This window comes from Enterobacter sp. UPMP701 (genome assembly GCF_053709515.1).
In genome coordinates, this window is sequence record NZ_JBSKJN010000008.1 from 156,713 (window position 1) to 171,589 (window position 14,877).

Below are 14,877 nucleotides of genomic sequence, written 5' to 3' on the forward strand. Positions count from 1 at the left end.
GTCTCACCGTTCGGTGAGGGTAACTGCGTCTATGAAAACCATGAAAATTGCCGTCAGCCGCGAGCTGCTCTCCACTGTCTCTACGCACCGTGAAAAGGTGACGCTGGACAGCACTGATTTTACCGATGTGGCGGCAGTCGTCATCACACTAGCCGAAAGTCGCAGCGGTATTCTTATGTTGCTGAAGCGTACGGGCTTTCATTTGCCGGTGTTTATTTTCTCTCAGGATCCAGCGGATGTGCCTGACGGTGCCACCGCGGTCATCTCGGGCAAAGCTCAGGAGTTCCTGGAACTGGAGAGCGCCGCCTGCCGTTACGAAGAGGATCTGCTGCCGCCTTTTTTCGACACCCTGAGCCAGTATGTGGAGATGGGCAACAGCACCTTCGCCTGTCCGGGCCACCAGCATGGGGCATTTTTCAAAAAACACCCGGCAGGGCGACAGTTCTATGATTTCTTCGGTGAGAACGTGTTTCGCGCCGACATGTGCAATGCCGACGTTAAGCTGGGCGATCTGCTGATCCACGAAGGCTCCGCCAAGCACGCGCAAAAGTTCGCGGCGAAAGTGTTCAACGCGGACAAAACCTACTTCGTGCTGAACGGCACGTCGGCGGCCAACAAGGTGGTGACCAACGCACTGCTGACGCGCGGCGACCTGGTGCTGTTCGACCGCAACAACCACAAATCCAACCACCACGGGGCGCTGATCCAGGCGGGCGCCACGCCGGTTTATCTTGAAGCGGCGCGTAACCCGTTTGGCTTTATTGGCGGGATTGACGACCATTGCTTTGACGATGAGTATCTGCGGGAGCTGATCCGCGAGGCAGCGCCGGAAAAGGCCGACGAGGCGCGACCGTTCCGCCTGGCGATCATTCAGCTTGGCACCTACGACGGGACGATCTACAACGCCCGCCAGGTGATCGACAAGATCGGCCATCTCTGCGACTACATCCTCTTTGACTCCGCCTGGGTGGGCTACGAGCAGTTTATCCCGATGATGGCGGAAACGTCTCCGCTGTTGCTGGAGCTGAACGAGAACGATCCGGGGATTTTCGTGACCCAGTCGGTGCACAAACAGCAGGCCGGGTTCTCGCAAACGTCGCAGATCCATAAAAAGGATAATCACATTCGCGGTCAGGCGCGTTTCTGCCCGCACAAGCGGCTGAACAATGCGTTTATGCTGCATGCTTCCACCAGCCCGTTTTATCCGCTGTTTGCGGCGCTGGACGTGAACGCCAAGATCCACGAAGGGGAGAGCGGTCGCAGGCTGTGGGCGGAGTGCGTCGAGCTGGGCATTGAGGCGCGAAAGGCAATCATTGCCAACTGTCATATGATCAAACCGTTTATCCCACCGGTGGTGGCGGGGCGGCCATGGCAGGATCATCCGACGCACGCTATCGCCAGCGAGCTTCGCTTCTTCAGCTTCGAGCCGGGGGCCAAATGGCACGGCTTTGAGGGCTATGCCCGCGAGCAGTATTTTGTCGACCCGTGCAAGCTGCTGCTGACCACGCCGGGCATTGATGCTGAAACCGGGGAGTACACGGACTTCGGGATCCCGGCGACGATTCTGGCGCACTACCTGCGTGAAAACGGCATTGTGCCGGAGAAGTGCGACCTCAACTCAATCCTGTTCCTGCTGACGCCTGCCGAAAGCAGCGAGAAGCTGGCGCAGCTGGTGGCGATGCTGGGCCAGTTTGAGCAGCACATTGAAGACGACACGCCGCTGGCGGACGTGCTGCCGACCATCTATCAGAAATACCCGGTGCGCTATCGTGATTATACGATTCGCCAGCTGTGTCAGGAGATGCACGATCTTTACGTCAGCTTTAACGTGAAGGATTTACAGAAGGCGATGTTCCGTCAGGAGAGCCTGCCCGCCGTGGTGATGAACCCGCAGGATGCCAACCAGGAGTACATTCGCGGGAACGTCGAACTGGTGCGTATTCGTGACGCCGAAGGACGCATTGCCGCCGAAGGTGCGCTGCCATACCCGCCAGGCGTGCTGTGTGTGGTGCCGGGGGAAGTCTGGGGGGGAGCAGTACAGCGCTACTTCCTGGCGCTGGAAGAGGGCATTAATATGCTGCCGGGCTTCTCGCCGGAGTTACAGGGCGTGTACAGTGAAAAGGATGCCGACGGGATTAAGCGGCTGTATGGGTATGTATTAAAGTAGAACCCCTCACCCTAACCCTCTCCCCAAAGGGGAGAGGGGATTGCACGGGGCCGTCTTTTCACCCTCGCCCCTTTGGGGAGAGGGCCGGGGTGAGGGGGAGAATTACATCAAACCGCACTACGCTTGTACATCCTCCTCGGATGCCCAATCTTGCCGTATAGCATCTCCACCGTCAGAAAGCCCGCCTCTACGCAGTGTTCCAGATAGCGCCGGGTGGTGGTTTTGCTCAATCCCGTTTCGCTCACCACCTCATCCACGGTGAAGCAGTGCGTCGCCTTGTCGTTAAACAGCGTCTGCACGCGCGCCAGCGTATTTTCTTCAATGCCTTTGCTGCCGTTGTCCTGGCGGTAGTTTTTCGCCTGTAGCTGATAGAGCGAATCGACGTTTTGCTGGTCGACAATCTTCCAGACCCGCTGCTGTTCGGCAAACTGCACAAAGCGCTCCAGCGACTGGCTGAGCCGCTTCCAGGAGACCGGCTTGAGGATGTAGTCGAACGCGCCGTTACGGATCGCCTGGCTGCAGGTATCCATATCGCTGGCGGCGGTGATAAAAATCACCGAGCAGTTGGCGCGGGCCAGCATCGGGTTACTGATAAGGGTGATGCCTTTGCCGTCCGGCAGATAGTTATCCAGCAGCATCAGCTGCGGCTGTTTACTCTCAAGCTGAAACTGCGCGTCGGCCAGCGACGAGGCAATCCCGACCAGCCTCAGGTGCGGGTGTTTACTTATCAGCTCCGCGTGCAGCTGTGCCAGTTCGTTCTCGTCTTCAACAATCAGTACGTCGATAAGTTCATGTTGCATAGTCGGTATCTTCCAGTTGCCGGACGGTTCCCGAGGCCGGGATAAAAAGTGAGAAAATGGCACCGCGCGGGGTATTATCGGCAACTTCAATTGTGCCGCCAGCCTGCGTGACGTAGCTTTCGATCAGATACAGACCAATCCCATGATCGCCGCGCGTTTTGGTGGTGATGCCGCGTTCAAAGATCCGGTCACGGATCGTCGGTGTAATGCCAACGCCCTGGTCGGCCACTTCAATAATCAGTTCCTGTTCGCTGAGTTTTATCAGCACTTCCACCGGCGCATGGGGAAGCGGCGACCGCTGTGTCGCTTCGATGGCGTTGTCCAGCAGGTTGCCAATTATTGAAATCAGCTCTTGCTCCCCCAGCGGCAGGAACGGTTTGTCCAGCCGACATGCCGGGTCGAAACTCAGCTCGACGCCTTTCTCCCGCGCGCGGGCGGCTTTCCCCAGCAGCAGGCCGCAAAGTGTCGGGGAGCTGAAGCGGGAGGATATAAAGTCCAGCAGCTCCTGAGCATGCTCCGACTGCGCCTGAATATAGCGAATGGCCTCTTCATAGCGGCCCATATGCAGCAGGCCGGAGAGGGTGGTCATCCGGTTCAACTGCTCATGACGCATGATGCGCAGGTTATCGACATAGCGCTTCACCTGGCTGAGCTGGGCGCTAAGCGAGTCGATCTCGTTGCGATCGCGGAAAGTGATCACCCAGCCCTGGAGCGAATCTTCCAGCATGATCCGCACCCGGCTGGCAATTACGGTGAGGTCGTTAAAGCGGCAGATCTCATCGTGGGTATCTTTCGCCAGCATGGTCTGGGGAGTGAAGAACGGCACCGGATCGATCACCTGGCTTATCAACTGCCCCCGAAGTTCGCGAGCAGGCTGGCGTAATCCCAATAATTTACGCGCCGCCTGGTTGATCACCTCAATGCGCAGATCGTCGTCGATGGCGATCACCCCTTCGTAGATGGACTCCATCATCGCTTTCTGCTGTCGCACCAGCAGGCCGATCTCGCGTGGTTCCAGAGAGAAGATCTGCTTCTTAATACTGCGGGTGAAGAACCAGGAGAAGATAAACAGGGCGATCAACAGCAGCACGGCCGCAATCAGGATGTTGACCACTTTGTTAACGGTGATGGTATCCAGATAACTCGTGAGATAGCCCACCGAGACAATCCCAACCACCTGCCCGGCATCGTTGAAAATGGGCGCTTTGCTGCGCAGTGAAATGCCCAACCCGCCTTTACGGATGGTTGTCGTGCTTTTCCCCTGCAGTACGGCTTCATTGTCGCCGCCGACCAGCGTCGTGCCCACCCTGTCGGCAAAGACGGAATGAAAAAGATGTCGTCCCGTATTATCGCCAATGACAATAAAGCTGGCGTCGCTGTGCGCAGCCATTTTCTGCATAAAATCATGAATGGCGTTGATATCTTTTTGTTCAACTTCAGTGCGCAATGACGGAATAAGCGCAATCTCTTCCGCCTGTATTTTAGCGCGTGCGCTCATTTCCTGATAAAGCTGTTTTCCGACATCGGCATAATAATATCCGCCCAGAAGCGCAAAAAGCACTGAGAAAAAGGCAACCAGCGAAATAAACAGCTTAATCTGGAAAGAGACTCTCATAACTATCACGCAAAGTAGCGGCAAAGATCGTCAATATATCATCTTTTTTCATGCGAATGTCCGCTTTGCGGGGAACTTGTGATCCCTTGCACAGCAGGGGCTGTAAATGATTTATCCTGAAGGCTTACGTACTTCATGCCGCTAAGTTAAATGTTACTTGCTTGTTCAATTCAGAAAAGAAACCATAAAAACCACGATAATAAATAAGGCGTAAATCACATTAAATAAAAGAAACCATTAAAACCATAGCTGCCATTAAAACTTCGCTTTTAATATGCCATCCCTCACATAAAGTAAGCCTTTGTGACTCTAAGCTGAACGCACAAAATAACTAAGGGGCTTATTATGAGCACAACTGACGATTCATTCTCTGTTACCCACGACCCGATTGAAATTCAGCGACCTTCGCTCAAAGAGCGCTGGTGGCATATTATGGATACCTGGAAAATCGGGATTATCCCTCTGCCGTTGTTCGTTCTGGCGGGCGCGCTGATTGCGATTGACTGCCTGGGCGGAAAGCTGCCGAGCGACATCGTGGTGATGGTCGCCACGCTGGCCTTCTTTGGCTTTGCCTGCGGCGAGTTTGGCAAACGCCTGCCGATTGTCGGCAAGCTCGGCGCGGCGGCGATTTGCGCCACCTTTATCCCTTCCGCGCTGGTTTACTATGGCCTGCTGCCGGACGTGGTGGTTGAGTCCACCACGAAGTTCTACAAATCCACCAACATTCTCTACCTCTACATCTGCTGCATTATCGTCGGCAGCATCATGAGCATGAACCGCACGGTGCTGATTCAGGGCTTCCTGCGCATCTTCTTCCCGATGCTGTGCGGTGAAATCGTCGGCATGCTGGTGGGGATGGGCGTTGGCCTGGCACTGGGCCTGGAGCCGTTCCAGATCTTCTTCTTTATCATTCTGCCGATTATGGCGGGCGGCGTCGGGGAAGGGGCAATCCCGCTTTCAATCGGCTATGCCACCCTGCTGCACATGGATCAGGGCGTGGCGCTCGGCCGCGTGCTGCCGATGGTGATGCTCGGCGGTCTGACGGCAATCATCATCTCCGGCTGCCTGAACCAGCTCGGGAAACGCTACCCGCACCTGACCGGTGAAGGCCAGCTGATGCCGAACCGCGCGAATGCCGATACCACCGTCTCTCAGCCTGCGTTTTCCGGCAAAGCGGACGTGACCACCATCGCCTCCGGCGCGCTGCTGGCGGTGCTGCTCTATATGCTCGGCATGCTCGGCCACAAGCTGATTGGTCTGCCTGCTCCGGTCGGCATGCTGTTTATGGCGGTGCTGGTGAAGCTCTGCAACGGCGCCTCTCCGCGCCTGCTGGAAGGTTCCCAGGTGGTGTACAAATTCTTCCAGACCTCCGTGACCTACCCAATCCTCTTCGCCGTCGGCGTGGCTATCACCCCGTGGCATGAACTGGTGGCGGCGTTCACCGTCAGCAACCTGCTGGTGATTGTCAGCACCGTTTCCGCGCTGGTGGCGACCGGATTCTTCGTTGGCAAAAAGATTGGTATGCACCCGATTGATGTCGCCATCGTCTCCTGCTGTCAGAGCGGGCAGGGCGGCACCGGTGACGTGGCGATCCTGACCGCAGGCAACCGCATGAGCCTGATGCCATTCGCCCAGATTGCTACCCGTATCGGCGGCGCGATTAACGTCTCTGTCTCACTGCTGATTCTGGGCAACTTCCTCGTTTAAGTTTTCAGGAAAGAACAATGAAACTCGCAAGCTTTTTATACCAGGGAAAACGCAGCTACGGCATCGTACAGGCCGAAGGCGTGATTGATTTGGGCCGCCGCCTGGGCGACCGCTATGGCGACCTTAAAGCGCTGTTGCAGGGGAACGGGCTGGCGCAGGCCACCCGTTTTCTGAACGACGCGGTGGATATACCGCTGAATGCCATCACCTTCTTACCGGTGATTGTCCAGCCGGAAAAAATCCTCTGCGTGGGCATGAACTATGCCGACAAGCGCAAGGAGTTTGACCAGCACAACCCGGCCCCGACGCTGTTTGTCCGCTTCCCGGATTCACAGACCGGCCACAACGAGCCGGTGCTGAAGCCGCGCCACTCCAGCGAGTTCGACTACGAAGGCGAGCTGGCGGTGATCATCGGCAAAGACGGGGAGAACATCAGCCGCGACGACGCCCTGCGCCACGTGGCGGGCTACAGCTGTTACATGGACGGCTCCGCCCGCGACTGGCAGCACACCTGGTTCACCGCCGGGAAAAACTGGCGCCAGACCGGAGCGTTCGGCCCGTGGATGGCGACGGCGGATGAGATCCCGGACCCGCACAGCCTGGCGATCCGCACCTGGCTGAACGGCCGCATGGTGCAGGAGGACAACACCAGCAGCATGATCCACAAGGTGTCGGAGCTGATCGAGTACATCAGCACCTTCACCCGTCTCAGCCCGGGCGACGTGATCATCACCGGCTCGCCTGGCGGCGTGGGTAAAAAGCGCAACCCGCCGCTGTTTATGAAGGAGGGGGATCGCATTGAGGTGGAGATCGAGCATATCGGTCATCTGAGCAACGTGATCGTGGAAGCGCCAGCCGTCGGGCTCGCGGCATCGCACTGAGTAAGGCGGCAGCATGCAATCGCAACCCATTGATTTTCGGCACACCGTTGTGGCGAAACACCCGGAACGCTTAAGCCAGATCCGCTACCTGCTGGCAGACAGCGGCCTCGGCCTGGACAACGACATCACGCTGTTTGTCGAAGCCTGGTCCGGCGCGCAGCTGGTGGGTTGCGCCGGGCTGGCTGCCAACGTCATCAAATGCGTGGCGGTCAACGAGCAGCTTCGTGGGGAAAACCTCAGCGCGCGCCTGCTGGCAGAGGTGGAAAATGCGGCGCTGGAGCGCGGCCATTTTCACCTCTTCCTCTGCACGCGACCGTGCAATAAGGAGCGCTTTGGCCGCAGCGGTTTCTGGCCGATTGCCCAGAGCGGGAACAACGCGGTGTTAATGGAGAACACCCCGCAGGGGATCGCGCGCTACTGCCGTACCTTAAGCCGGATGCGAAAGGACGGGAAGAAAACAGGCGCGATAGTGATGAACGCCAATCCCTTCACCCTCGGCCACCGTCATCTGGTGGAGCAGGCGGCGGCGCAGTGCGATGCCCTGCATCTGTTTGTGGTGCGTGAAGACGCCTCGTTCTTCCCGTTCAGCGCGCGCCTTGAGATGGTGCGTGCGGGCGTGGCGCATCTGCCGAACGTGGTGGTGCATGAAGGCTCGCAGTACATCATCTCCCGCGCCACCTTCCCGGCCTACTTCCTGAAGGAGACCGGCAAAGTGCAGCAGGCGTGGAGCGAGATCGACGTGCTGATCTTCCGGGACTATATCGCCCCGGCGCTGGGCATCACGCACCGCTTCATCGGCTCGGAGCCGTTCTGCGACATCACCCGCCAGTACAACCAGACGCTGCACGACCTGCTGGCCTCGCACATCGACGTGGTGGAAATGCCGCGCATCAAGGCCACCGGCAACGCCATTTCGGCCTCGGAAGTGCGCCGTTTACTCAAGACACAGCAGTTTTCCCGGATCCGGGAGATTGTCCCGGACTCCACCTTCGCGCATCTCGAAACGCATTACCGTGCGAGTGCGGAAGTCGCATAACTATCAGGAATTTATCATGAATATTGTAAGGGAGGCGCTGGCCGGAACGCAGGAGTCCAGCGACCTGATGGTGAAAATCGCCCCGGCTCACGGCGAGCTGGAGATAGTCATCCACAGCGAAGTGATTAAGCAGTTTGGCGATCAAATTCGCCAGGTGGTCAACGACACATTGCGCGCCATGAACGTGCACCAGGGACTCATCATTATTGAAGACAAAGGGGCGCTGGACTGTGTGATCCGCGCCCGCCTGCAAAGCGCGCTTCTGCGCGCTGCCGATGAACAGGCCATCAACTGGGGGGCGCTGAAATGAGCAAACTCCGCCGCAGTATGCTGTTCCTGCCGGGCGCCAACGCCGCCATGCTCTCTACCGCCTTTATCTACCGCCCCGACTCCATCATGTTTGACCTTGAGGACGCCGTGGCCCTGCGTGAGAAGGATACCGCGCGCATGCTGGTGTTCCACGCCCTACAGCACCCGATGTATCAGGATATCGAAACCGTGGTGCGCATTAACCCGCTCAGCACGCCGTTTGGCCTGCTGGATCTGGAGGCCGCCGTGCGCGCGGGCGTGGACGTTATTCGCCTGCCGAAAACCGACACCCCGGACGATATCTACGAGCTGGAAAGCCACCTCGAGCGCATTGAGCAGGAGTGCGGCCGCGAGGTCGGCTCCACCCGCGTGATGGCGGCGATTGAATCGGCCATTGGCGTTATCAACGCCGTGGCGATTGCCCGCAGCTCTCCGCGTCTGATCGGCATCGCGCTGGCCGCCTTTGACTACGTGATGGACATGCAAACCGAGCGCGGCGACGGCACCGAGCTGTTCTACGCCCGCTGCGCCGTGCTGCACGCCGCCCGCGCGGCGGGCATCGACGCCTTCGACGTGGTGTGGTCAGACGTTAACGACGAGGCCGGGTTCCTGCGCGAGGTCGATCTGATCCGCAAGATGGGCTTTAACGGCAAATCGCTGATTAACCCGCGCCAGATTGACCTGCTGCACAACGCCTACGCCCCGACTCAGGAAGAGGTGGATCACGCCAAAAGGGTGATTGAGGCGGCAGAAGAGGGCGAGCGTAACGGCCTGGGCGTGGTGTCGCTCAACGGCAAAATGGTGGATGCACCGATTATTAACCACGCGCAGGTGGTGCTGGAGCGCGCGGCGGCCTCCGGCGTGCGTCGGTAAGGATGAGATGATGAATCAGACAGAACTTCTTCACGTGAATTTTCCCCATCTGCGGGACTTAAAACCGTTTGATACTGCCCACAGCGCGACGCCGTGGCTGGCGGACTGCGACGCGAAACACAGCCGCAAGCTCTGTGCCTCTGTTGAAGAAGCGGTTAAGCGCTGCGGCCTGCAGGACGGGATGACCATCTCCTTTCACCATGCGTTTCGCGAAGGCGACCGGGTGATCAACACCGTCGTGGCGCTGCTGGCGCGGATGGGCTTCAAAAACCTGACGCTGGCCTCCAGCTCGCTGATGACCTGCAACGACGCGCTGATCGAGCATATCGAAAGCGGCGTCATCACCCGGATTTACACCTCCGGCATGCGCGGCAGGCTGGCGGATGCCATCTCCCACGGGCTGATGGACGAGCCGGTGCAAATTCACTCCCACGGCGGGCGCGTGAAGCTGCTTCAGGACGGCGAGCTGAACATCGACGTGGCGTTTCTCGGCGTGCCGTGCAGCGATGAGTTTGGCAATGCCAACGGCACGCACGGTAAATCGTGCTGCGGCTCGCTCGGCTACGCGATGGTGGACGCGCACTTTGCCCGCAAGGTGGTGCTGTTGACGGAAGAACTGGTGCCGTTCCCCAATATGCCCGCCAGCGTTGTGCAGGATCAGGTGGATTACATTGTGCAGGTGGAGAGCGTGGGCGACCCGGCGAAAATCAGCGTCGGCGCGGCGCGCGTCACCAGCAACCCGCGCGAGCTGATGATCGCCCGCTACGCAGCGGACGTGATTGAACACTCCGGCTACTTTAAACCGGGCTTCTCGATGCAGACCGGCTCCGGCGCGGCGGCGACCGCCTGTACGCGCTTTATGGAAGAGAAGATGGAGCGCAGCGGCGTGAGGGCGCGCTTTGCGCTCGGCGGCATCACCGGCAGCCTGGTGGATTTGCACGAGAAGGGGCTCATCGAAAAGCTGCTCGACACCCAGTGCTTTGACGGCCAGGCGGCGGCTTCGCTGGCGCGCAACCCGAACCACGTGGAGATCTCTACCAACGTTTACGCCAACCCTGGCAGTAAAGCGGCAAGCTGCGACCAGCTCGATGTGGTGATCCTCAGCGCGCTGGAAATCGACGTTGATTTCAACGTCAACGTCATCACCGGCTCCGACGGCGTGATGCGCGGTGCGTCCGGCGGACACTGCGACGTGGCCGCCGCGGCAAACCTGACCATTGTCGTCGCGCCGCTGCTGCGCAGCCGCATTCCGACGGTCGTGAAGCGCGTCACCACGCGACTTACGCCGGGTGAGAGTATCGACGTGCTGGTCACCGACCACGGCATTGCGGTCAACCCGGCGCGCCCGGAGATCCGCGAGCGACTCATGGAAGCAGGGCTGAAGGTTGTAGATATCAACGCGCTCTATGAGCGAGCGATTTCCCTGACAGGCGTACCGAAACCGATTGAGTTCACCGACAAAATCGTCGGGGTGATCCGCTACCGCGACGGCAGCGTGATCGACACCGTTCGACAGGTAAAGGAGTGAATATGACTATTGCGACACCCGTGCGGGCGGGTGTCAGCCTGGAGGAACTGCTGGCGGCGAAAGATCGCCGCGCAGCGCGCCAGGCTGACATGCTTGAGCACTATCAACAACCGGTAATCTCCCTCACGCTGGTCACGCCGGGGGAAATTAAGGACAGCCTGCGCTATCGCAACACCATGGGCGTGGCGCTGCAGATGTGCGACCAGCTGCTGTGGGAGAACCGCTGGCAGGTGCTGGACCGTCAGGTGCTGTGGCTCCCGACCGGGCCTGAGGCCATCTGGTGCGTGGCCCATCCCGCGGCGGAAATCAAAGCCCACTGTGCGGATCTGGAGCAGACGCATCCGCTCGGCAGGCTGTGGGATCTGGACGTGATCTGCCCTCAGCACGGCCACGTCGGGCGTCAGTCGCTGGGGGCGAATCTCAGACGCTGCCTGATTTGCGATGAACCAGCCCACGCCTGTTCCCGTTCGCGCAATCATCCCGTTGAGCAAGTGGTTTCCCGCGTGGAGAAGATGATTGATGACTGGTTTGCTCGCGACTAAGCCGTGTGCAGCTGACGTGCCTGCGCTTGCCGAAGCGGCGCTGTGGCAGGAGCTGGAGCTGACGCCCAAGCCGGGGCTGGTGGACAAGCTCAACAACGGTTCCCATCGCGATATGGACCACGCGCTGTTCGTCCGCAGCATTGCGGCGATTACGCCGTGGTTTTCGCGCTTTGCTGAACTCGGTAACGTGCATGCCGATAAACCCGCTGACGCACAGTTACGGATCCTCCGCCCGATGGGGATGGCCTGTGAGCAGGCGATGTACGCCGCGACGAACGGCGTGAACACGCACAAGGGCGGGATTTTTGCCCTGGGTTTACTGTGCTTCGCCGCCGGGCGTGTGAAAAGTATCTCCGCAGGCAGCCTCTGTTGTGAAGTGAGTAACATCTGCCGCGGGCTGGTGTCGCGGGAGCTGGCCGCACGCAGCGGACAGGCGACGGCGGGCGAGCGGCAGTTTCAGCAGTACGGCCTAACCGGCGCGCGCGGCGAGGCGGAGAGTGGCTTCGCGACGGTGCGTAAGGCTTTGGATGCATGGAGCGGACAGTCGCTGCACGGGCTGCTGTTGCGCCTGATGGCGAACAATCAGGACAGCAATCTGGTGTCGCGCGGCGGCATTGAAGGGCTGCGCTACGTTCAGGGCTACGCGCGGGAATTACTGGCTAACGGCTGGGATCGCGAGGCGTTGCTAAAGATGGATAACGCATTGATTGAACGCAACCTGAGCCCCGGAGGCAGCGCGGATTTGCTGTCGGTAGGGTGGGTGCTTTCTGCAATAAAATAGCCCGGTAAGCGCAGCGCCACCGGGCACAATAATCAATGCGCGACTGGCTGTGCACCATTCGGCACGCGAACATGCTTGTACTTGAACAGCGCGATAAACGCGAAGAACAGCACCAGCGAGTACGCCGCGAAGATCAGCCACACCGGCTGCCAGTCTGTAATGCCGTTGGTGGTGTACATCTCAACCACTTTCCCGCTCACCACGCCGCCCAGAATACAGCCGAAGCCGTTGGTCATCATCAGGAACATACCCTGCGCGCTGGCGCGGATTTCAGGCTTCACTTCTTTTTCTACAAACACCGAACCGGAGATGTTGAAGAAGTCGAAGGCGCAGCCGTAAACGATCATCGACAGCACCAGCAGCACGGTGCCGAACGCGCTCGGGTCGCCGTAGGCGAACAGGCCGAAGCGCAGCATCCACGCGGCGATACTGATCAGCATAACGTTCTTGATGCCGTAGCGGCTCAGGAAGAACGGGATGGTCAGGATGAACAGCGTCTCAGAGATCTGAGAGATGGACATCATCACCGACGCGTGCTCAACGATAAAGCTACCGGAGAACAGCGGGTTGTTATCGAAGCTGTGCAGGAAGGTGTTGCCGAACATGTTGGTGATCTGCAGCTCCGCGCCCAGCAGCATGGAGAAGATAAAGAAGATCGCCATGCGTTTGTTTTTGAACAGCGCGAAGGCGTCCAGGCCGAGCATGGTGCTCCAGCTCTGGTTTTTCTGCTGGTTAGACACTGGAATGGTTGGCAGCGTCAGGGTGAACAGCGCCAGCAGCACGGAGAGCGCTGCGCCGATGTAGAGCTGCATATGGCTCAGTTCGAAGCCCGCGAAGCTCACGCCCCACATCGCCATAATAAAGCCGATGGTGCCCCAGATACGGATAGGCGGGAAGTCGGTGACGATATCCAGGCCGGCAGATTTCAGACGGTAGTAGGAGATGGTGTTGATCAGGCCAAGCGTTGGCATATAGGCCAGCGAGTTAAGCAGGATCACCATGAACATCGCCCCCGGCGTGGTCACTTCGGCCGCCATAAACAGCGTCCCCGCACCCACCAGATGGCAAAGCATGTACAGCCATTTCGCACTTAACCATTTATCCGCCACGATACCGAGCAGCGTTGGCATGAAGACAGCCGCAATACCCAGCGAGCTGTAAACGGCACCGATCGACGCACCATCGAACTTGAGCGTCACAAACATATAGGAGCCGAGTGTAGTCAGCCAGCTACCCCACAGGCAGAACTGCAGAAACGACAATATTTTAAGCTGCAGCTTAAGGTTCATGTTACTTTCCTCACAAGTGAGCGGGAGATATGTTGTTTTCGAAACATTCAGGGTTGTTATTTGATGCAATTCTATCAGTTGGCAACGATATGTTTTGTTACCTCCCGCAAAAAAATGCAATCCACATTAATTTGCAGTCTGGATTGTGATGCAAATAACATTTTCGTATGGATGGGGTGAGATGGGTGCGGTCTGATGTCCCCTCCCCCTAACCCTCTCCCCTTTGGGGAGAGGGTTAGGGGGAGGGGTGTTGGTTTTAGCGGCGACGATAGTTCTTCTGCGCCGTATTTACCTTATACAGATAGCGGCGGGATTCCGCAGAAGGGTGACGGGTAGTGAGGGTTGAGTAGACATCCCCCGGCGCCATACTGTTGATGATGTTCGCGGCCTGCACTTTGTCACTCGAGAACACGCGCAGCACGCTGCCCGCACCACCGTTATAGGCGGTGATTACCGCGTAGCGGCGTGAAGTCGGGTTATCAATTCCGCCAAGATAGACATTGTTCAGCATCGCCAGGTAGGCCGTACCGGTATCAATGTTACTCTGCGGGTCGAACAGGTAGCTGCGGCTCGGCGTGCCGGATTTCCCCTGCGCGCGGAACACGTCTTTACCCGCGCTGTGCTGCACAACCTGCATCAGCCCCAGGGCGTCGGAACGGCTGACCGCGTACGGGTTAAATGACGATTCAGTCTGCATTATCGCCAGGATCAGCGACTCATCCACGCCGTACTTACGTGAGGCCTGGCGTACCATGCCCAGATATTTATGCGCACGCTTGTCGAGGTGGTTCGGCACGAGGTTAATGGTAACGCTGTAGATAATCTTCAGGCCGTTAGAACGGCTTTTCAGGCGCGTCTGCAGCAGGTAGTCGGCAAATTTCGTGGCGCGGCCTTCCCAGCGGATCGGCTGTCCGGTTTGATCGACAACCTGACCATACAGGAACGGTTCTTTCGAGATAGTAATGTCGTCGGCATCGGAGTAGAGATCGATAGATCCCGGATCGTCACCCATCAGCAGGGTTTTGATAATCGCCTGACGCAGCCGTGCCGCAGGGTCGGTGCCTGCGATGGTCTCAATGGTGATCGTACCCTCATCAAAGTTGATGTGGCTACGGGTCAGATAGGCGTCGGTATACTTAACGTAGTCCTTCGGTCCGGCAATAAGAACTTCGTTAAATCCCCATATGTTCTCGATGTTGTGGGCAAACTGCCCCATCAAAATGTCAAAACCGTTGGTGTCCTTGACCCAGGCTTCGTTGTATTCATCGCCTTTTTTGGAAGAACAAGACACAAGCAACGGCGCAACAAGGGCTAGCGCTAAAAGTTTTTTCATCATTCCGGGAGTGCGT

General features: G+C 58.3%; 13 protein-coding genes. 9 read left to right on the plus strand and 4 right to left on the minus strand.

The features are described from left to right. The first annotated feature begins 31 nt into the window (after nt 1-31). A complete protein-coding gene (locus ACWKXT_RS17255; protein ID WP_454532994.1) occupies nt 32-2,167 on the plus strand; it encodes an ornithine decarboxylase in 2,136 nt (711 codons plus the stop codon). A 107-nt stretch (nt 2,168-2,274) separates the two neighbouring features. Here the strand turns inward: ACWKXT_RS17255 and ACWKXT_RS17260 are convergent, their stop codons facing one another. Together ACWKXT_RS17260 and ACWKXT_RS17265 are read right to left on the minus strand one after the other, a co-directional pair. After that, complete coding sequence (locus ACWKXT_RS17260) at nt 2,275-2,967, minus strand: response regulator (protein WP_454532995.1); 693 nt, start codon at nt 2,965-2,967, stop codon at nt 2,275-2,277. Continuing rightward, nucleotides 2,957-4,582: an ATP-binding protein gene (locus tag ACWKXT_RS17265; protein ID WP_454533016.1), complete on the minus strand. Its 1,626-nt coding sequence runs from the start codon at nt 4,580-4,582 to the stop codon at nt 2,957-2,959. Before ACWKXT_RS17265 ends, ACWKXT_RS17260 begins: the two co-directional genes overlap by 11 nt. Before the next feature lie 345 nt (nt 4,583-4,927). Here ACWKXT_RS17265 and ACWKXT_RS17270 point away from each other — a divergent pair, with 345 nt between their 5' ends. From ACWKXT_RS17270 to citG, 8 genes are read left to right on the plus strand one after another with little or no spacing between them, the layout of a single operon-like run. Continuing rightward, entirely contained in the window at nt 4,928-6,289 is a 1,362-nt protein-coding gene (locus ACWKXT_RS17270; RefSeq protein WP_023337767.1) for a 2-hydroxycarboxylate transporter family protein, read from the plus strand. 17 nt (nt 6,290-6,306) lie between these two features. Continuing rightward, the gene (locus ACWKXT_RS17275) at nt 6,307-7,170 is read left to right on the plus strand and encodes a fumarylacetoacetate hydrolase family protein (RefSeq protein WP_454532996.1); all 864 of its coding nucleotides are present in this window, start codon (nt 6,307-6,309) and stop codon (nt 7,168-7,170) included. A 13-nt stretch (nt 7,171-7,183) separates the two neighbouring features. After that, complete coding sequence (citC, locus tag ACWKXT_RS17280) at nt 7,184-8,206, plus strand: [citrate (pro-3S)-lyase] ligase (protein ID WP_454532997.1); 1,023 nt, start codon at nt 7,184-7,186, stop codon at nt 8,204-8,206. A gap of 16 nt (nt 8,207-8,222) precedes the next feature. After that, entirely contained in the window at nt 8,223-8,516 is a 294-nt protein-coding gene (citD, locus tag ACWKXT_RS17285) for a citrate lyase acyl carrier protein (RefSeq protein ID WP_454527486.1), read from the plus strand. Further along, nucleotides 8,513-9,388: a citrate (pro-3S)-lyase subunit beta gene (gene citE, locus ACWKXT_RS17290; protein WP_069303293.1), complete on the plus strand. Its 876-nt coding sequence runs from the start codon at nt 8,513-8,515 to the stop codon at nt 9,386-9,388. The genes citD and citE overlap by 4 nt, the downstream gene beginning before the upstream one ends. Nucleotides 9,389-9,398: 10 nt before the next feature. Next, on the plus strand, nt 9,399-10,916 hold the full coding sequence (gene citF, locus ACWKXT_RS17295) for a citrate lyase subunit alpha (RefSeq protein WP_454532998.1): 1,518 nt from the start codon (nt 9,399-9,401) through the stop codon (nt 10,914-10,916). Nucleotides 10,917-10,918: 2 nt separating this feature from the next. Then, nucleotides 10,919-11,458, plus strand: a complete 540-nt coding sequence (gene citX, locus ACWKXT_RS17300; RefSeq protein ID WP_454527485.1) for a citrate lyase holo-[acyl-carrier protein] synthase — start codon at nt 10,919-10,921, stop codon at nt 11,456-11,458. Next, a complete protein-coding gene (gene citG, locus ACWKXT_RS17305) occupies nt 11,436-12,239 on the plus strand; it encodes a triphosphoribosyl-dephospho-CoA synthase CitG (protein ID WP_454532999.1) in 804 nt (267 codons plus the stop codon). Before citX ends, citG begins: the two co-directional genes overlap by 23 nt. A 32-nt stretch (nt 12,240-12,271) precedes the next feature. On the opposite strand, the gene ACWKXT_RS17310 is transcribed toward citG, so the two are convergent. Then, nucleotides 12,272-13,528: a nucleoside permease gene (locus tag ACWKXT_RS17310; protein WP_454527483.1), complete on the minus strand. Its 1,257-nt coding sequence runs from the start codon at nt 13,526-13,528 to the stop codon at nt 12,272-12,274. A gap of 256 nt (nt 13,529-13,784) precedes the next feature. After that, a complete protein-coding gene (gene mltC / locus ACWKXT_RS17315) occupies nt 13,785-14,861 on the minus strand; it encodes a membrane-bound lytic murein transglycosylase MltC (RefSeq protein ID WP_454527482.1) in 1,077 nt (358 codons plus the stop codon). Between the last annotated feature and the right edge of the window lie 16 nt (nt 14,862-14,877).